The sequence below is a fragment of the Promicromonospora sukumoe genome (assembly GCF_014137995.1).
Taxonomy (GTDB): domain Bacteria; phylum Actinomycetota; class Actinomycetes; order Actinomycetales; family Cellulomonadaceae; genus Promicromonospora; species Promicromonospora sukumoe.
On sequence record NZ_JACGWV010000001.1, the window covers coordinates 3,833,631 to 3,850,799 of the forward strand.

At 73.4% G+C, this 17,169-nt stretch carries 16 protein-coding genes; 3 read left to right on the plus strand and 13 right to left on the minus strand.

The genetic code is table 11. The features are described from left to right. Window positions 1-47: 47 nt before the first annotated feature. Genes FHX71_RS17010 through FHX71_RS17030 form a run of 5 tightly spaced genes read right to left on the minus strand, consistent with a single transcriptional unit; the run spans window position 48 to window position 4,786 of the window. Complete coding sequence (locus FHX71_RS17010) at window positions 48-653, minus strand: response regulator transcription factor (protein ID WP_182618312.1); 606 nt, start codon at window positions 651-653, stop codon at window positions 48-50. After that, window positions 650-1,858 (minus strand): sensor histidine kinase, encoded by a 1,209-nt coding sequence (locus tag FHX71_RS30110; RefSeq protein ID WP_182618313.1) that lies wholly within the window; start codon window positions 1,856-1,858, stop codon window positions 650-652. The genes FHX71_RS17010 and FHX71_RS30110 overlap by 4 nt, the downstream gene beginning before the upstream one ends. Before the next feature lie 10 nt (window positions 1,859-1,868). After that, a complete protein-coding gene (locus FHX71_RS17020) occupies window positions 1,869-2,681 on the minus strand; it encodes an ABC transporter permease (RefSeq protein WP_182618314.1) in 813 nt (270 codons plus the stop codon). Continuing rightward, window positions 2,678-3,454: an ABC transporter ATP-binding protein gene (locus tag FHX71_RS17025; RefSeq protein WP_182618315.1), complete on the minus strand. Its 777-nt coding sequence runs from the start codon at window positions 3,452-3,454 to the stop codon at window positions 2,678-2,680. Before FHX71_RS17025 ends, FHX71_RS17020 begins: the two co-directional genes overlap by 4 nt. A gap of 45 nt (window positions 3,455-3,499) precedes the next feature. After that, window positions 3,500-4,786, minus strand: a complete 1,287-nt coding sequence (locus FHX71_RS17030) for a hypothetical protein (protein ID WP_182618316.1) — start codon at window positions 4,784-4,786, stop codon at window positions 3,500-3,502. 266 nt (window positions 4,787-5,052) lie between these two features. Between FHX71_RS17030 and FHX71_RS17035 the strand changes: the two genes are divergently transcribed. Then, on the plus strand, window positions 5,053-6,324 hold the full coding sequence (locus FHX71_RS17035; protein ID WP_182618317.1) for a helix-turn-helix domain-containing protein: 1,272 nt from the start codon (window positions 5,053-5,055) through the stop codon (window positions 6,322-6,324). Between the two features lie 103 nt (window positions 6,325-6,427). Here the strand turns inward: FHX71_RS17035 and amaB are convergent, their stop codons facing one another. From amaB to FHX71_RS17070, 7 genes are all read right to left on the minus strand, one after another. Beyond that, a complete protein-coding gene (gene amaB / locus FHX71_RS17040) occupies window positions 6,428-8,008 on the minus strand; it encodes an L-piperidine-6-carboxylate dehydrogenase (protein ID WP_182618318.1) in 1,581 nt (526 codons plus the stop codon). Beyond that, the gene (gene hglS / locus FHX71_RS17045) at window positions 8,005-9,420 is read right to left on the minus strand and encodes a 2-oxoadipate dioxygenase/decarboxylase (RefSeq protein WP_182618320.1); all 1,416 of its coding nucleotides are present in this window, start codon (window positions 9,418-9,420) and stop codon (window positions 8,005-8,007) included. Before hglS ends, amaB begins: the two co-directional genes overlap by 4 nt. An 18-nt stretch (window positions 9,421-9,438) precedes the next feature. Continuing rightward, window positions 9,439-10,650, minus strand: coding sequence for an NAD(P)/FAD-dependent oxidoreductase (locus FHX71_RS17050; protein ID WP_182618323.1), 1,212 nt, complete (start codon window positions 10,648-10,650; stop codon window positions 9,439-9,441). A 144-nt stretch (window positions 10,651-10,794) separates the two neighbouring features. After that, the gene (locus FHX71_RS17055; RefSeq protein WP_182618325.1) at window positions 10,795-11,190 is read right to left on the minus strand and encodes a Fur family transcriptional regulator; all 396 of its coding nucleotides are present in this window, start codon (window positions 11,188-11,190) and stop codon (window positions 10,795-10,797) included. After that, window positions 11,190-12,119: a metal ABC transporter permease gene (locus FHX71_RS17060; protein WP_182618779.1), complete on the minus strand. Its 930-nt coding sequence runs from the start codon at window positions 12,117-12,119 to the stop codon at window positions 11,190-11,192. The genes FHX71_RS17055 and FHX71_RS17060 overlap by 1 nt, the downstream gene beginning before the upstream one ends. A gap of 2 nt (window positions 12,120-12,121) precedes the next feature. Then, entirely contained in the window at window positions 12,122-12,928 is an 807-nt protein-coding gene (locus tag FHX71_RS17065; protein ID WP_312877077.1) for a metal ABC transporter ATP-binding protein, read from the minus strand. A 44-nt stretch (window positions 12,929-12,972) separates the two neighbouring features. After that, complete coding sequence (locus FHX71_RS17070; protein ID WP_182618327.1) at window positions 12,973-13,965, minus strand: metal ABC transporter substrate-binding protein; 993 nt, start codon at window positions 13,963-13,965, stop codon at window positions 12,973-12,975. Window positions 13,966-14,146: 181 nt separating this feature from the next. On the opposite strand from FHX71_RS17070, the gene FHX71_RS17075 reads away from it, so the two are divergent. After that, a complete protein-coding gene (locus FHX71_RS17075; RefSeq protein WP_182618328.1) occupies window positions 14,147-15,559 on the plus strand; it encodes a glycine--tRNA ligase in 1,413 nt (470 codons plus the stop codon). Between the two features lie 22 nt (window positions 15,560-15,581). Here FHX71_RS17075 and FHX71_RS17080 read toward each other — a convergent pair whose 3' ends face one another. Then, window positions 15,582-16,325, minus strand: coding sequence for a helix-turn-helix transcriptional regulator (locus tag FHX71_RS17080; RefSeq protein ID WP_182618329.1), 744 nt, complete (start codon window positions 16,323-16,325; stop codon window positions 15,582-15,584). Between the two features lie 293 nt (window positions 16,326-16,618). On the opposite strand from FHX71_RS17080, the gene FHX71_RS17085 reads away from it, so the two are divergent. Next, the gene (locus FHX71_RS17085) at window positions 16,619-17,158 is read left to right on the plus strand and encodes a hypothetical protein (RefSeq protein WP_182618330.1); all 540 of its coding nucleotides are present in this window, start codon (window positions 16,619-16,621) and stop codon (window positions 17,156-17,158) included. Window positions 17,159-17,169 lie beyond the last annotated feature (11 nt).

Consider the following 17,169-nt stretch of genomic DNA (forward strand, 5'->3'; position numbering starts at 1 on the left):
CCCGGCGCGGCCCGCCGGGTGACCTGCCCGGCCCGGCCCGCCGAGCCTCACAGCCAGCCGTGCTCGCGGGCGATCCGCACCGCCTCGGCCCGCGTCCGCGCGCCGGTCTTGCCCATGGCGGAGGACAGGTAGTTGCGCACCGTGCCCTCCGACAGGTGGGCCTCCCCCGCGACCTGCGCGACGGTGCCGCCGTCCTCGGCGAGCACCAGGACACGGGCCTCCTGGTCGGTCAGCGGGCTGTCGCCGACCATGAGCGACGCGACCGCCAGGTCGGGGTCCACGACACGCAGCCCCGAGTGCACGCGGCGCACGGCGTCGGCGAGCTGCCCGGAGGGTGTGTCCTTGACCACGAAGCCGCCGGCCCCCGCGTCCAGCGCGCGCCGGAGGTAGCCGGGCCGGCCGAACGTGGTGACGATCAGCGACCGGCAGCCGGGTACGTCCGCGGCGAGCGCGGCGGCGGTGGCGATGCCGTCGAGCCCGGGCATCTCGACGTCGAGCAGCGCGACGTCGGCCCGGGTCTCCCGCGCGGCGGCCACGACCTCGTCGCCCCGCCCCACCTCGGACACGACCTCGAGGTCCGGTTCCAGGTCCAGCAGCGCGGCGAGCGCGCCGCGCACGAGCGCCTGGTCGTCGGCCAGCAGCAGCCGGATCATGCGGTGTCCTCTCGCTCTGTCACGGTCTTGTCAGGGCTCGCCTCGTCGTCGGGCACGCGCACCGCGAGCCGCAGGCCGCCCAGCGGGCTCGGACCCGTCCGCACCACCAGGCCGGCGGCCCCGGCCCGGTCGGCCAGCCCGCGCAGCCCGTTCCCTCCGCCGGGCGCGGCGGCCCCGTCCGGGACGACGCCGCGCCCGTCGTCGTCGACCACGAGGGCGTCCGGGGTCAGGCGGACGACGACCCGGCGCGCGGCGGAGTGCCGCAGCACGTTGGTGGTGCCCTCGCGCAGCGCCCAGCCGAACACGTCGCGGTACGCCTCGGGCACCTCGTCCACCGCGCCGGGCAGGTCGGCCGTGATCCCGGCCGTGTCGAAGGCCAAGCGGGCGGCGGCGAGCTCGCCCGCGAGCGTGACCTGCCGCTCGCCCGACACCATGCCCCGCATGTCCGCGAGCGCCGACCGGGCGAGGGCGCGGATCTCGGTGAGCTCCGCCTCGGCCCGGGCGGCCGCGGGCGTGGGTGCGGGGTCGCCGTCCTCGCGGCCGCTGCGCAGCAGGCGGGCGGCGAGCTCGCCCTTGACGGAGACCACGGTCAGGGAGTGGCCGAGGATGTCGTGCATGTCGCGGGAGATCCGGTCGCGTTCCTGGGCGACGGCGAGCGCGGCGACCTCCTCCTGGGCCTGGCGCAGGGCGCGGTTGCGTTCGCGGGAGCGGCGGAAGCCGTACATCGCCACGCCGACGAGCAGCGCGGTCAGGGCGAGCCCGTCCTCGGGCTGCCAGCCGGGCACCACGCGGGGCGCCACCAGGAGCACGAGTACGAGCGCGCCGACCCCGGCCGCGGCGGCCGGCGTCGGCGCGAGCAGGGTCACCAGGGCGGCGAGGAGCACGACGGCGAGCAGCCCGTCCTGCCCGGCGGCGGCCGCGATCAGGGCGGCGCAGGCGAGTGCGCCCCCGACGAGCAGGGCGGCCGTGCGCCGGGTGGGCGTCCGGCCCGCCCAGTACCCCAGGAAGGCCCGGGCGAAGACCGCGGCGAACGCCACGACGGCGGCCACCCCCACCACGCGGAGCGGGACGGAGGCGGCCGTCGCGGCCTCGCGGATCGGGACGGCGAGGACGGCGACCCAGACCACGGTGAGCAGCGGTCCGTACCAGCGGCGTGCCGCCGCGGTCCCGGACGGCCTGTCGGTGGGTCCCTGTGGCGTCGTCACCTGGTCATCCTCACACCCGGGCCGTGTCGGCACGGAACCGCCAGACCGCGCCGGCGAAGAAGATCGCCGTCCAGGCTACGACATTGACCACCGCGACGACCTCGACGGAGCCGCCGCCGAGCGGTGCCCGGGCGAGCTCGGCGAGGCCGTAGGTGGGCATCACCTGCGAGACGGCGGCCATCACCGTGCCGTCGCCGAACGGGAGGAACAGGCCACCGGCGAAGGCGAGCACCGTCAGGACGGGGCCGAGCATCCGGACCACGGTCTCCGAGGGCAGCACGTACCCGAGGAACAGGCCGAACGCGGCGAAGACGAGCGAGCCGCACCAGGCGATGAGTGCGCACAGGACCCAGGCGGTCGCGGGCATCCGCGCGCCGCCGAGCAGGCCCGCGGCAAAGGTCAGGGCCACGGAGGCGGCGCCGACCGTCATCGAGGCGAGCACCTTGACCAGCACGTAGGCCCACGGCTCCAGGGGCGTGAGCCGGAGCTGCCGGGTCCAGCCCTGGGCGCGCTCCACGGCGACGCCGGCCCCGCCGGACGTCGCGGTCAGGAGCGCCCCGTACAGCGCGAGCGAGACGAGCAGGGAGGCCGCGAGGTTGGTGTCGGGGCCGATGGACGTGCTCCGGTTCTGGGCGGTGGCCCCGATCGCGAGGTAGAAGGCGGGCGGGACGACCAGGGAGAACAGCAGGGTGCGCCGGTCGCGCAGGGTGCGGCGCAGCTCGAGCCGCAGGTAGGCGCGGATCGCGACGCCGCGGGCCTGTGTGCGGGTCGCGGCAGGCGTCGTCGGGTGGGTCGCCGCGCGGTGCTCAGGGGTGGAGGTCATCGGTGGGCTCCCTTGTTCGTCGAGGGCGGGCCGGCGGTCGCGCCGTCGTCCGCGGTGAGGGCGAGGAAGACGTCCTCCAGGTCGTGGGACCCGGCCTGCGCCCGCACCTCGGCGAGGCTGCCGTCGGCGACCACGCGGCCGTGGCTGACCAGGACGATGCGGTCGGCGTAGGCCTCGGCCTCCTGGAGGTAGTGCGTCGCGAAGACGACGGTGCGGCCGCCGGCGGCGTCGTCGCGGATCGCGGTCCAGAAGTCGCGGCGCCCGCGCACGTCCATGCCGGTGGTGGGCTCGTCGAGCAGGAGGAGGTCGGGGTCGGAGACCAGGGCCATGGCGAACCGCAGCCGCTGCCGCTGCCCGCCGGAGCACCTGCCGACCCGCCGGCCGGCGATCTCCGCGATCCCGGCGCGCTCCAGCTCGGGGCCGACGTCGGTGGTGCGGCCGAACAGGGCCGCCGTCACCTCGACGGTCTCGCGCACGGTGATGTCGCGCAGCAGGCCACCGTCCTGCAGGGCCGCGGCCACCTGCCCGTCCGCGACGGCCCGGGCGGGCGTCCTGCCGAACACGTGGACGGTGCCGGCGGTCGGCGTGGTCAGGCCGAGCACGAGGTCGAGGGTGGTGGTCTTGCCGGCGCCGTTCGGGCCGAGGAAGGCCACCACCTCGCCGGGGCGGACCACGAGGTCGAGGCCGTCGACGGCGCGGACCGGGCCGCCGGGGCCGGGGAACTCCTTGACGAGTCCGGTCACCGCTACTGCTGGGGCTCGTGTCGATGTCATGCCTTCACCCTGCTGCGGGAGCGGGCCGAGGACCGCTGCCGGGTGTCACGAGGTGGGCATGACATCCGTCATCTCGTACCCCGGCGGCGCGACGCGCCCCATGATCGACGACGCCATGACGATCCCCGGCTCGTCCCGGCCCGACGCCGGCTCGCGGTCCCGCAGCAGGTCCGCGCCGTCGCGCGCCCAGGAGAACCCGGGCCGGCCCGACGCCGCCGCGTACAGCGCGTCCAGGTGGTCCGGGTGGCGCTCGGCGAGCAGGGCCAGCACCCACGACGGCGCGTCCGGGTCGGCCAGCACCTGCGCGAGCCGCCGCGGCTTCCAGTCCTGGAGCGGGGCCGTGTGCACGTCCCGGAGCTGCGCGTACCAGTCGAGCAGCCGCAGACCCTTGACCGGGTGGTGCAGCAGGGCGAACGGCGCGTCGTCGGGGTCGGCGGCGTCGTCGGGCAACCAGCGCTCGTCGCGGAGCGCGCCCAGCAGCGCGAACTCCTCCGCCGGGGCCCCGATCCGGTCCTTGAACCGTAGGCAGCAGTCCATGACGTGCGACGCCGTGCCCTCCACCACGACGTCCCCGAACAGGTCGCGGAAGGCCCGGTGGTGGTCGGCGACGAGCTCGCGGGCGCGGGCGAGCGTGCGCGGGTTGCGGTAGGCCGGGCACGGCGTGGACGCCAGCAGGCCGACGACGCCGTGCACGATGCCCCCGATCATGTCCGGCGTGAAGACCGCCGGGGTGGCCGCGAAGATCCAGGCCTCCCCGACGGGCAGCACCCGGCCGGACAGGGGCAGCCCCGGGACGAGCGCGACCGCGCGGATGTCGGACCGCCCCGTGAAGACCCGGTAGTCCAGGTCGTCCTCCAGGTTGTGCAGCACGGCGTGCTCGTCGACCAGGTCGGTGACGATGAAGTAGCCGAGCACCCCGCCGCCGCGCCAGCCCTGAAGGACAGCGCGCTCGGCGTCGTCGAGCAGGAGGCCGGCGGGTTCGGTACCGTCGTCCTCGCCCGCCGGCGCCTCCCCGAGAAGCCGGCGGACCAGCGACCCACCCGTCTCGCGCGGCCCCGCGTGCACCAGCATGTCGGTCGCGCAGTCCCGGGTCACCTCGTCGTACTGCTCGGGGTCGACGTCGTCCATCGGCAGGAACGCTCCGGACAGCAGCACGTCCGACCGGACGTACGCGACCTGCCGCTCGACGGCGTCGGCGTTCTCCGCCCGCAGCACGTGCCCCACGAGGCGGTGCACCAGACGGGTCGCGAGGGCGAGGCGCTCGACCAGCGTCAGCCGGTCGAGCGGGCCGACGGCGGGGCCGGGGCCGGTGGAACGGAAGGTTGATCTCATAGGGATAGCATTCGGCACGAAAGACAATCGTGCTCCGTCATCCACAGCCATTGTGGATAACTTCGAGACCGAGATCTACCGTTTCATCCTGCCGCTGGGCCGGCCGTTCGATAAAAGATTGAGGTCGATCTTCGGCGTGAAGAGCGCATAGACCGCAAAGTAGACGAAGATCGGCACTGCACGGTGACGACGGCACGGGATCCGACCACGAGCCCCGGCCGCCTCAGCCCCACCCACTTGTTCTGACGGAAAGGGATACACCCACCATGGCATCGGAGAAACGCCCCCGTCGCGTTCCTGCGGTCATCGCCGACACCCGTAGGAACCCGGGATTCGCCCTGGGCGCCTTCGGGCTCTCGGCCTGGGCCTACATCGGCATGTCGCACACCATCGCCGACTACGAGGGGCCCGAGCTCGGCTACGCGCTCGGCGTCGCCTACGAGGCGCTGGTGATCGGCCTCGCCTGGGAGGGCCGCCGCCGCGCCGACCGCGCGCTCGAGATGGGCATGCCGGTCTCCGGCCACGGGCGCTGGCTCGGCGGCGCGATCGTCGTCGGCATCCTCTCCGGCGCGCTCGCCGCCTGGCACGGCTGGATCCTCGGCGAGGGCATCTTCGCCGTCTCGCGCGCCGTCGCCCCCGTCCTCGCCGCGGTCGCGGTGCACCTGTTCTTCCAGTCGGCCTCCAGCGCGCGCAACCTCGACCGGCAGGCCGAGATCGCCAACGACCGCCAGACGGCCGTGCTCGACATGCTCGACGCCGTGCGCCTGGCGCAGATCGCCCCCGACGACGAGCGCTCGGCCCGCATCGCCGACGTGAACGCCGCGGTGGGACGGGTCCACCGCCACGTGCCCGCGGGCGTCACCGCCGAGGTGACGCGCCCGCACCTGGAGTCGGAGCGCACGATCCGCGACGTGGTCCAGGAGGCCGCGGCGCTGGCCGGCGAGTGGATGCCCTCGCGGCACGCGCAGCAGCAGGAGCAGGCACGGCAGCAGGCACCGCAGCAGGCGCTCCTGCCGGAGCCGGTGCTGCCCGAGGCCCTGCTGCTCGACGCCGCGGACGACGCCCCGAGGCAGATCACCTCGAACGTGGCCCCGGCCGCCGCCGAGCAGGTCGACGAGCCGGTGTACGAGCCGGTCGCCCCCGAGCCCGCGCGCGCCGAGCCGGTCACCCCCGCGCCGGCCGCCGCCGAGCCCGTCGCCCGCGAGACCACGGAGGCCGCGGCCGAGCGCCTCGTCGCCGAGCGGGTCCGCCTGGAGGCCAAGTACGCGTCCGCGCGGCCCGAGCCGGCGCGGGCGTCCGCACCGGCCGAGCAGCCCGCCGCCAAGGACTGGGAGACGCCCGCCGTCGACGAGCCCGCCGCGCCGCTCACCACGGCGCAGATCAGCGAGATCCGCGTGCTGCGCTGGGCGCAGAACCTCAGCATCGAGGAGGTCGCGGCACGCCTCGGCGTCTCCATCGCCTCGGTGACGAAGTACGCCCCGAGCACCGACCCGACCACCGAGACGGGCTCCCTCATGGCGGTGCAGGCCGCCTCCTGAGCACCCGCTGAGCAGAACGCGGCCCGGCACCACCCCTCGGTGGTGCCGGGCCGCGGTCGTCCTCCGGTCGGCCGGAGCTCTCCGGTCGGCCGAAGGTCTCCGGTCAGCCGAAGTTGACGCCCTGCGCCAGCGGCAGCTCCGTGGAGTAGTTCACGGTGTTGGTCGCCCGGCGCATGTACTGCTTCCAGGCGTCCGACCCGGACTCGCGGCCGCCGCCGGTCGACTTCTCGCCGCCGAACGCGCCGCCGATCTCCGCGCCGGAGGTGCCGATGTTGACGTTCACGATGCCGCAGTCCGAGCCGACCTCGGACAGGAACGTCTCGGCCTCGCGCACGTCGAGCGTGAAGATCGACGACGACAGGCCCTGCGGCACGTCGTTGTGCACGGCGATCGCCTCGGACAGCTCCGAGTACGTCAGCACGTACAGGATCGGCGCGAACGTCTCCCGCTTGACGACGTCGGCCTGCTCCGGCATGCGCACGATCGCGGGGTGCACGTACGCGGCGTCGTCGGCGCCGGGCACCGCCACGGCCGTGCCGCCCACGACGAGCTCGCCGCCCGCGGTGACGGCCTCGTCGATCGCGGCCAGCATGCGGTCGCGCGCGGCGGCGTCGACCAGGGGGCCCACCAGCGTGCCGTCGGTGCGCGGGTCACCCACGGGCAGCGAGGTGTAGACCTTGGCGAGCCGCCCCACGACGTCGTCCACGATCGACTCGTGCACGATCAGGCGGCGCAGCGAGGTGCAGCGCTGCCCGGCCGTGCCGGCCGCCGAGAACACGGCGCCGCGCACCGCGAGGTCGAGGTCGGCCGACGGCGCGACGATCGCAGCGTTGTTGCCGCCGAGCTCCAGGAGGTACCGGCCGCCGCGCGCCGCGACGACGGGCGCGACCTGCTGGCCCATCCGCTCCGAGCCGGTCGCCGAGACGAGGGCGACGCGCGGGTCCGCCACGAGGGCCTCCCCCGCCTCGCGGTCGCCGAGCAGGAGCTGCGAGACGCCGGCCGGGAAGCCGGCCTCGGCCAGCGCCCGGTCGAGCAGCGCGGCGGCGCCGACGGCGGACAGCAGGGTCTTCTCGCTCGGCTTCCACACCACCGTGTCGCCGCAGACCAGCGCGACGGCCGTGTTCCAGGACCAGACGGCCACCGGGAAGTTGAACGCGCTGATCACGCCGACGACGCCCATCGGGTGCCACGTCTCCATGAGGCGGTGCCCCGGGCGCTCGGACGGCATGGTGCGCCCGCCCACCTGCCGCGACAGCCCGACGGCGAAGTCGCAGATGTCGATCATCTCCTGGACCTCGCCCAGGGCCTCGCTGGTGATCTTGCCCGCCTCGATGGTGACGAGCTCCGCGAGGTCGGCCTTGTGCTCGGTGAGCAGCTCGCCCAGGCGCTTGACGACCTGCCCGCGCACCGGGGCGGGCACGGAGCGCCAGGTGGTGAACGCGTCGGCGGCCTCGCCGACGGCGGTGGCGGCCTCAGCCGCGCCGTCGCGGCGCAGCTCCAGCAGCGGCTGCCCGGACAGGGGCGACACGACGGGCAGGCGATCGCTGGTCGAGCTTGTCGAGGCCTGGTCGGTGGTCTCGACAAGCTCGACCAGCGACCGCTCGACACCCAGCCGCTCCAGGGCGGCCAGCGCGGTGTCGCGCAGCTCGGTCGTCAGCGGGCTGTCGGTGGTGGTGCTGGTCATCGCGGTGCTCCCGTTGTGCGGTGGGTGGTGGTGAGGGTGGCCGGGTCGACGCCGAGGGTCTCGGCGGCGGCGGCGAGCGACCTGTCCACCTGGTCGGCGTACAGGTCGAAGGGGTCGTTCAGGTCGCGGCCGAGGGCGCCCGCCATCCAGTCGGCGTCCCGGTCGGTGCCCTCCTGGCTGGCGTCCTTGGCGCCGTCGGACGTGAGGTTGGACTGGAAGATCCCGGCCGCCGAGCGCGGCAGGAAGTCCTCGTAGACCACGGGCTCGCGCCGCACCTCGGGGGTCGAGCCCGTCGAGACCACCTCGTAGGTGAACCAGCCGAGCTCCTGGTCGGCGAGCGCCGCCTCGGTCGTCGGGAAGGTCTTCTGCCAGACGGCGCGCGCGATGTGCTGGCGGTGCGCCTCGGTGAAGCCGGGGTCGCCGGCGCGGGCGGCCGCGGCGGCCTCGTCGATCTCGACGACGGCGGCGTCGTAGGCGGCTCGGCCGGCGCGGGTCAGCGCGATGCCGCGGGCCTCGACCTCGCCGAAGCGGACGCGCAGGGCGTCGCTGACGATCTCGCCGTCGGCGGTGCGGAAGGTGCGGGGCTCGGCGAGCGCGCGGAACGACGTCTGGCGCAGCAGCACGTCCGGGCCCTCCCAGCGGGGCGGGCCCTGGATCGCGTCGATCATCGTGATGCCGCGGGCCTCCATGCGCGCGTACAGGTCGTCGATGTCCAGCACGCGCGGCGTGAGGTGGTTGATGTGCGTGGAGGCGATGCCGCCGATGTCCGCGGCGACGGCGCTGACCGCCTCCAGCTCGCGGTACCAGGCCTGGTCCACGGGCTCGCGGGACAGCTCGAACGCCTCGGTCGCGAGCCGCAGGAACTCGGTCGCCTGTTCCTCGGGGAGACCGCCCTCGGCCTCGGCGCGGTCGGCGAGCGCGAGCAGCTCCGGGCCGAACAGCGTGCGGGCGCCGAGGAAGGTCTCCAGGCGCTGCTCCAGGTCGGCCGTGAAGAACCGGCGGTCGGCGGTGACGAGCATGGAGGTGAAGACCCGGAAGGGGTTGCGGGCCAGCTCCTCGCGCTCGACGGGACGGAACGCCGTCGAGATCACGGGCACGGAGCTGGAGGAGGCGTCCCGCAGGTCGTAGAACCCGACCGGCCGCATGCCCATCGCGCCGAAGACCCGGGCGACCTGCGCCATCTCGGTGGGCGTGCCGACCCGGATGGCGCCGTGCCGCTCCGCGGTGACACGCGAGACGGAGCCCAGCCGTTCGGCGTCGGCCCCGTGCTGGGCCACGAAGTCGGCGTTGACCTCGTGCGACACGTCGAGCAGCGTGGTGTAGGCGGGTACCTCCTTGCCGTACATGTCCGAGAGGCTGCGCGCGAACGCGGCCCTCAGCTGCCAGGGCTCGAGGAACGTCGGTGCCGACATCGGTCTCTCTCCTTGCCTTCAGATGATGTTCGCCTCGGGGCCTCGTCGCCCCGGGCGTGTGGTGGGTTTGCTGTCCGCCGCGAACCGGTCCGCGCTGAAGCCGGACACGTCGATCGCCGGGGTGCGGCCGGCGTACAGGTTGCGCACCACCTCGCCGACGGCGGGGGCCTGGAGGAACCCGTGGCCCGAGAAGCCGGTGGCGTACAGCACGCGGCCGGGCACGCCGGTGGCCTCGCCGATCAGGGCGTTGTGGTCGGGCGTCATCTCGTAGAGGCCCGCCCAGCCGCGGGCGACGGGCACGTCGGTCAGCCCGGGCGCGCAGCCGCCGATCGCGCCGCGCAGCAGCGGCAGCCAGGCCGGGTCGTAGGTGCGCTCGAACGCGACGGGCGTCTCCGGGTCCGCGATGCCGAGCAGCAGGCCGCCGGGCTCCGCGTTGTGGAAGTAGAACGTGGTGCCGTAGTCGATCGTGAACGGGACACGCTGCGGAGCGGGGTCCAGCCGCGGCGTGAACCCGATCTGCCGCCGGTAGGGGTCCACGGGCAGGTCGAGGCCCGCCTTCGTGGCCAGGTCCCGGGTCCAGGCCCCGGTGCACAGCACGACGGCGCCGGTCCGTACCCGGCCCTGGCTGGTCCAGACGGCGACGACGTCGTCGCCCCGGGTCTCGACGTCCTGCACGGTCACGTGGGTGCGGACGGTGGCGCCGTGCCGCTCGGCACCGGCCGCGTAGCCCTCCACGACGGCCCCCGGGTAGGCGAACCCGTCGCGCGCGGCGTAGGCGGCCCCGGCGTAACGGCCGGCGTCGACGTACGGGTTCAGGCGGCGCACCTCGTCGTGGCCGAGCATGCGGCTGGCGACACCGCGCTCGTTCTGCATCGCGACGGACTCCTCGAACAGCGCGACGTCGTCGGCGTCCGGCAGGAGGAAGAGGTAACCCGGCTGCTGCAGGCCGATGTCCGCGCCCGGGCGGTTCGCGAAGTCCTCGTACAGGTCGAGGCTGCGGTCGCCGAGGTCGACGTTCGCGGGGTCGGAGAACTGTGCCCGCACTCCCCCGATGGGCTTGCCCGAGCTGCCCGAGGCCAGCTCGTCGGCCTCCAGGAGCAGCACGTCGACGCCGTCCTCGGCGAGGTGGAACGCGACCGACGCACCGAGCGCACCCCCGCCCACCACGACGACGTCGGCGCGCGCGGGCAGCCGTCCCCGACGGTCCGCGGGGCGGCGTGCTGAGGTCATGCACGCATCCTGCCACGGGCTCCTGCGAATGCGGACCCCCGCCGGAAGTCTTCCTGCACAAGGCCCGCGCCTACGGCGAAAACCCCACCCACGCACTCATCTCGCCGAAGTAGAACTGTGGCGAGATAGAACTGCGGCGAAGTTCTACTTCGCTGCGGCGCGGCAGTCCGCGCAGGTGCCCCACAGCTCGATGGTGTGCTCGATGTCGTCGAAGCCCTGGGCCGCGGCGACCTTCGAGGCCCAGGCCTCGACCGTGGGGCCGTCGATCTCGACGGTGCGGCCGCACATGCGGCACACCAGGTGGTGGTGGTGTTCGCGCCGGGCGCAGCGGCGGTACAGGCTCTCGCCGTCCTCCGCGCGCAGCACGTCCACCTCGCTGGCCTCGGCAAGCGCCTGGAGCGCCCGGTAGACGGTCGCGAGGCCCACGGACTCGCCGCGGGCCCGCAGCGCCTCGTGGAGCTGCTGGGCCGAGCGGAAGTCCGCGAGCTCGTCGAGCGCCTCGACGACAGCGGTGCGCTGGCGGGTCATGCGTGCGGTCATCAGCGGCACTCCTTCGCGGCGGCGGCCGCGCGTTCGGTGGCGGCCGCAGGCAGGTCGACGTCGTCGGGCAGGTCGGGATGTGGGTCGTGCGCGGGGCGCCGTCGGCTGAGGAGCGGCGCCAGCAGGGAGACCACCGCGTACACCCCGATGGCGAGCACCACGATAGTGGCGCCGGGCGAGACGTTGTACCAGTAGGTGATGCTCAGGCCCGTCAGGCAGACCACCACGCCGACGACGCACGCGGTCAGCATCGTGCGGCCGAAGGCGTGCGTGACCTGCTGCGCGATGGCGACGGGCACGATCATCAGCGCGCTGACCAGCAGCAGGCCGACGACCCGCATGGCGACCGTCACGGTCAGGGCGGAGACGACGGCGACGATGATGTTCAGCGCCCAGACCGGCAGGCCGGAGGCGGTCGCGAACTCCTCGTCGTGGCTCACGGAGAACAGCGCGTGCCGCAGGCCCACGCCGACCGCGAGAACCACGGCCGAGAGCACGACGGTGAGCCAGAGGTCGGCGTCGGACACCGTGGAGATGGAGCCGAACAGGTACTGCATGAGGTTCCCGGAGGACCCGCCGGCGATGCCGATGAGCAGCACACCGCCCGCGATGCCGCCGTAGAACATGATGGCGAGCGCCAGGTCGCCCGAGGTGCGGCCGCGGCGGCGGACCACCTCGATGAGCACGGAGCCGACCACCGCGGCGACCACGGCGCCCGGGACGGCCAGCGCGTCGTTCGGCGTCAGGCCCATGCCCGCGCCGACGAGCCAGCCCAGCGCGACGCCGGTCAGGGCGACGTGCCCGATGCCGTCGCCCAGCAGGGAGAGCTTGCGCTGCACCAGGTAGGTGCCGACGACGGGAGCCGTGACGCCGACCAGCAGCGCGGCGATGAGCGCCCGCTGCATGAACGGGTCGGTCAGCATGAGCATGATCACGGGCGCACCTCCAGGTCCAGGGCCCGCGACTCGGCGGAGTCGAGGGCGTTGTCGTCGGCGTGCGGGTGCTGGTGCCGGTGTCCCGCGCGGTCGTGGTCGTGCCGGGCGGGCGGCGGGGCGCCGTCGTGCACCACCTTGCCGTGCCGCAGCACGACGGCGCGCGTGACGAGCGGTTCGAGCTCGCCGAGCTCGTGCAGGACGACGAGCACCGTCAGGCCGCCGTCGACCAGCCGCGCCATGGTGGCGGCGAACGCCTCCTGGCTGGCCATGTCGACGCCGGCGACGGGCTCGTCCAGGACGAGCAGGTCGGGCTCGCGGACCAGGGCGCGCGCGATGAGGATGCGCTGCTGCTGGCCGCCCGAGAGGAGGTGCACGGGGTCGTGCACGCGGTCGGCGAGGCCCACCTGTTCCAGGGCGGCGCCGACCCGGTCGCGCCAGCCGCGCGGCAGCCGCAGGCGGCGACCGTGCAGCAGGCCTGACGCGACGACCTCCTGCGCGGTCGACGGGATGCCGCCGGCCGCGCCGGCGCGCTGCGGCACGTAGCCGATGCGGCCCCAGTCGACCGTCGCGCCGCGCCGGCCAGGCCCGAGGGGCCGGCCGAGCAGCCGCACGGTGCCCTCGGACAGCACGTTGATGCCGACCAGGGACTTGACCAGCGTGGACTTGCCGGAGCCGTTCGCGCCGAGCAGCGCGACGACCTCGCCGTGCTCGACCGTCAGGTCGATGCCGCGCAGGATGTGGCTGGCGCCCGCACGGAAGTGCAGGCCGCGCGCCTCGATGACGGGTTCGCTCGTCTCGCTCACCTGCCTAGTCTCCACCTGAACGGCCTTCGCCTGCCCCACGTCCGTCATGCGCAGACCAGTCCCTCCTCGAGCGCGGCGAGGTTGGCCCGCATCACGGAGACGTAGTCGTCGCCCGCGGCCGAGGCGTCCTCGGACAGGCCCTCCAGCGGGTCCAGGACGGCGGTGTCGACGCCCAGGTCGGAGGCCAGCGTCTCGGTCACCTTGGGGCTTACCAGGGTCTCCGAGTACAGCGTGGTGACGCCGTTGGCGCGGACCACGTCGCCGATCTCGCGCAGGCGCGCCGGGGACGGCTCCGCCTCGGGGTCGAGCTCGGAGATGCCCACCTGCTCCAGGGCGTAGCGGTCGGCGAGGTAGCCGAACGCGGCGTGGCTCGTCACCAGGGTCGCGCCCTGGCAGGCCGCGAGGCCGTCGGCCATCTCCTGGTCCAGCGCGTCGAGCTGCTCGCCGAGGCGCAGCGCGCCGGCCGCGTACTCGTCGGCGTGCTCCGGGTCGACGGCCGCGAGCTCGTCGGCGACGGCCTGCCCGACGGCGGCGAGCCGGCTCGGGTCCAGCCAGAAGTGCGGGTCGGTCGCGCCGTGGTCGTGGCCGTCGCCCTCCTCGGCGTGCTCGGCGTGCTCCTCCTCGGTCTCGCCCTCGTGCCCCTCCTCCTCGGTGCCCGCGTGCTCGACCAGCCCGGCGGCGTCCGCGGCGTCGACCACGTGCTCAGGGGCGCGGGACTCGACACCCTCGTCGACGGCGGCCTGGAAGCCGGACAGGTAGACCACCAGGTCGGCGGTGCCGATCTCGCGGACCTGGGCCGGGGACAGCTCCAGGTCGTGCGGCTCGGCGGCGGGCGGGGTCAGGTTGTCGACGGTGACCAGGTCGCCGCCGATCTGCTGCGCCACGTACTGGAGCGGGTAGAACGACGCGAGCACGACGACGCCGTCGGACTCACCACCCGCGCCGCCCGCCCCCGGGGCGGAGCAACCCGCGAGGGTCGCCGCACCGGCGAGGACGAGGCTGGTCAGGGCGGCGCCGGTGGCGCGGGTCGAGGTCATGAGAACGATTCTCACGCTTGTTGAGAACGGTTGTCAAAGATCGGGACCGAGAGGTCGGTCACGCGTATCGATCCTCGCTGGTCGAGCTTGTCGAGACCTGGTTTCGACAGGCTCAACCAGCGGAGCCGGACGGTAGGCTGGGCGGACGTTACTTCCACCTGTTCCCCTGGAGAGATCCCTCGTGTCCGACAAGTCAGTGCGCTCTGCGCAGACCGCCAAGCTCGACGCCGTCGTCTCGCTCGCGAAGCGACGAGGTTTCGTCTTCCCGTCGGGCGAGATCTACGGCGGTACGCGCTCTGCGTGGGACTACGGACCGCTCGGTGTGGAGCTCAAGGAGAACATCAAGAAGCAGTGGTGGCGTGCGATGGTCACGAGCCGGGACGACATCGTCGGCCTCGACTCCTCCGTCATCCTGCCCCGCCAGGTCTGGGTCGCCTCCGGCCACGTCGGCGTGTTCACCGACCCGCTCACCGAGTGCCTCTCGTGCCACAAGCGGTTCCGCGTGGACCAGATGCAGGAGGCGCACGCGGAGAAGAAGGGCATCGACGACCCGGACTCCGTGCCCCTGACCGACCTGGTGTGCGTGAACTGCGGCACCCGCGGCCAGTGGACCGAGCCCCGCGACTTCAACATGATGCTGAAGACGTACCTCGGCCCGGTCGAGGACGAGTCCGGCCTGCACTACCTGCGCCCCGAGACCGCGCAGGGCATCTTCGTGAACTTCGCGAACGTCGCCGCCGCGGCCCGCAAGAAGCCGCCGTTCGGCATCGGCCAGATCGGCAAGTCGTTCCGCAACGAGATCACGCCGGGCAACTTCATCTTCCGGACGCGCGAGTTCGAGCAGATGGAGATGGAGTTCTTCGTCAAGCCCGGCGAGGACGAGGAATGGCACCAGTACTGGATCGACTACCGCACCAACTGGTACACGGACCTCGGCATCTCGGCCGACAACCTGCGCCTCTTCGAGCACCCGAAGGAGAAGCTGTCGCACTACTCGACCCGCACCGTCGACATCGAGTACCGCTTCGGCTTCCAGGGCAGCGAGTGGGGTGAGCTCGAGGGCATCGCCAACCGGACGGACTTCGACCTGAAGACCCACACGGAGAGCTCCGGCAAGGACCTGGCGTACCGCGACCCGGTGACGAACGAGAAGTACTACCCGTACGTCATCGAGCCCGCCGCGGGCCTGACCCGGTCGCTCATGGCGTTCCTGGTCGAGGCGTACGCCGAGGACGAGGCCCCGAACACCAAGGGCGGCGTCGACAAGCGCACCGTGCTGCGCCTGGACCCCCGCCTGGCCCCCGTCAAGGCCGCGGTGCTGCCGCTGTCCAAGACGGCGGACCTGCTCCCGACGTCGGAGAAGCTGTCCGCCGAGCTGCGCAAGTACTGGAACATCGACTACGACGTGACGCAGGCCATCGGCAAGCGCTACCGCCGCCAGGACGAGATCGGCACGCCGTTCTGCATCACCGTCGACTTCGAGACCCTCGACGACCAGGCCGTCACCATCCGGCACCGCGACACCATGCAGCAGGAGCGCGTCGCCCTGGACAAGGTCGTCGGCTACCTGGCCGGCCACCTCGTCGGCGCCTGAGGTCTCGGGGCTCGATCAGCAGCTAGTCGCGCGCGTCCTGGGTCTGCTCCCGCAGCAGGCGCAGGACGCGCGCCGCGTTACGGTCCGTGCTCTCGATCTCGTGCAGCGGTTGGACCCTGAGCGGCGCGTGCTCGCCGACGACGGTGACCGCGCGTTCCGCTTCCGCCGCCGGGACGAACCGCACGACGAACGTACGGAGCCAGAACTCCAGCAGGAACCGCCCGTCCTCGCCGAGGTCCACGAGCCGGGCGACACCCTCGGCGGTCCGGACACCACCCAGCGGGTACGGGTGCCCCACCGGGGTCACCGCGGCCGCCCCCGTGCGAAGCAGGGCGGCAAGCCACTCCACCGCCTCGGGGCCGTCCGGCAGCGCCAGGCCGATGGGCTCCGTCAAGGGCAGCGGCGCCCCGACCACGGCCGCGGCGGCAAGCCCTTCGAACCGGTAGTCCAGGCCGGTCAGCCCCTCCATGAGCGACACCGTCATGCTCAGGTCATCGGCGACCTGCGTGTCGCCGACCTGGGCGGAGAGCGCGCGGCGGACATCATCGTCCAGCGGTTCGAGCTCGATCCTCATCTGCTGGCCTGCGGCGGCCAGGAGCCCCGTCAACATCTCCCACGACGGCGAGCGCGCGCCTGTCTCGATCGCCGCCACGGTCGCCCGCGAGACGCCCGCGCGCTCCGCCAGCTTCGCCTGGGTCTGTTTCGCGCCATGCCGGGCCTCCTTCACGAGCTGTGCCACGCCGCCCCGCGCCTCGTCGATCTCCATTCCCTCATCGTGCCCGGCACGACGCCCCGGCGCAGGGAAGATCGGCCCGGCCTGTGGACAACCGTCCGGGGGTGACTGTGCGAATTTGAGGTGTGTTGCTCCGCGTAGACATTGTCGACGCAGAGCAACACACCTCCAGGACGTAGACCTTCCCCGGGACCATCGAGAGAGCCGCGGTCTTCACCCGGGTGAGGTCGGTCGGAACCGTGTCAGATTGTGGCCCTGAGCAGGTCTGGGACTCGTAGCGTGCCGCGTTCGAAGGCACTCCGACTCGAGGAAGAGACTGGTCCCGTATGTTCCGTCGAACCATCGTCGCCCTGGTGAGCGTGCTCGCGCTCGTACTCACGGCGTCGGTCCCCGCGCAGGCCGGCACCGCCCGCAGCACGAGCATCACGGCTCGCGCGGCGTCCGACACTGTCGCGAAGAGCAAGTCGATCGTCCTGAAGGGCAAGCTCACGTACAAGACGGACGGACGGTGGCGCGCGCTGTCCGGGCGGGTGCTCACGGTCCACTTCGACCCGGCGGGGTCGGCCGGGTCGCGCAAGGTCGCGACGATCAAGACCACCCGGACCGGGGCCTACACGTTCAAGACCACCGCGTCGAAGTCCGGCTCGTGGACCGTGAAGTTCGGCGGCAAGAAGGGCTCCCTGCGCGCCGACACGGCCCGCGACTCCGTCTGCGTCTACACCGCCGGACGGTGGCAGTGCCCCGTCACGGCCGACAACCCGGACCTGGACTGCGCCGACATCGGCAAGACCGTGCGGATCACCGGCAAGGACTACCACCGCCTCGACGCGGACAACGACGGCTGGGGCTGCGACTCCTACTCCTGACCCGCTGGGTG

Excerpts from the sequence above, each read along its gene's own strand:
- FHX71_RS17010 (WP_182618312.1), bottom strand. The coding sequence starts at position 653 with ATGATCCGGCTGCTGCTGGCCGACGACCAGGCGCTCGTGCGCGGCGCG.
- FHX71_RS17020 (WP_182618314.1), bottom strand. The coding sequence starts at position 2,681 with ATGACCTCCACCCCTGAGCACCGCGCGGCGACCCACCCGACGACGCCT.
- FHX71_RS17025 (WP_182618315.1), bottom strand. The coding sequence starts at position 3,454 with ATGACATCGACACGAGCCCCAGCAGTAGCGGTGACCGGACTCGTCAAG.
- FHX71_RS17030 (WP_182618316.1), bottom strand. The coding sequence starts at position 4,786 with ATGAGATCAACCTTCCGTTCCACCGGCCCCGGCCCCGCCGTCGGCCCG.
- FHX71_RS17035 (WP_182618317.1), top strand. The coding sequence starts at position 5,053 with ATGGCATCGGAGAAACGCCCCCGTCGCGTTCCTGCGGTCATCGCCGAC.
- amaB (WP_182618318.1), bottom strand. The coding sequence starts at position 8,008 with ATGACCAGCACCACCACCGACAGCCCGCTGACGACCGAGCTGCGCGAC.
- hglS (WP_182618320.1), bottom strand. The coding sequence starts at position 9,420 with ATGTCGGCACCGACGTTCCTCGAGCCCTGGCAGCTGAGGGCCGCGTTC.
- FHX71_RS17050 (WP_182618323.1), bottom strand. The coding sequence starts at position 10,650 with ATGACCTCAGCACGCCGCCCCGCGGACCGTCGGGGACGGCTGCCCGCG.
- FHX71_RS17055 (WP_182618325.1), bottom strand. The coding sequence starts at position 11,190 with ATGACCGCACGCATGACCCGCCAGCGCACCGCTGTCGTCGAGGCGCTC.
- FHX71_RS17060 (WP_182618779.1), bottom strand. The coding sequence starts at position 12,119 with ATGCTCATGCTGACCGACCCGTTCATGCAGCGGGCGCTCATCGCCGCG.
- FHX71_RS17070 (WP_182618327.1), bottom strand. The coding sequence starts at position 13,965 with ATGACCTCGACCCGCGCCACCGGCGCCGCCCTGACCAGCCTCGTCCTC.
- FHX71_RS17080 (WP_182618329.1), bottom strand. The coding sequence starts at position 16,325 with ATGGAGATCGACGAGGCGCGGGGCGGCGTGGCACAGCTCGTGAAGGAG.
- FHX71_RS17085 (WP_182618330.1), top strand. The coding sequence starts at position 16,619 with ATGTTCCGTCGAACCATCGTCGCCCTGGTGAGCGTGCTCGCGCTCGTA.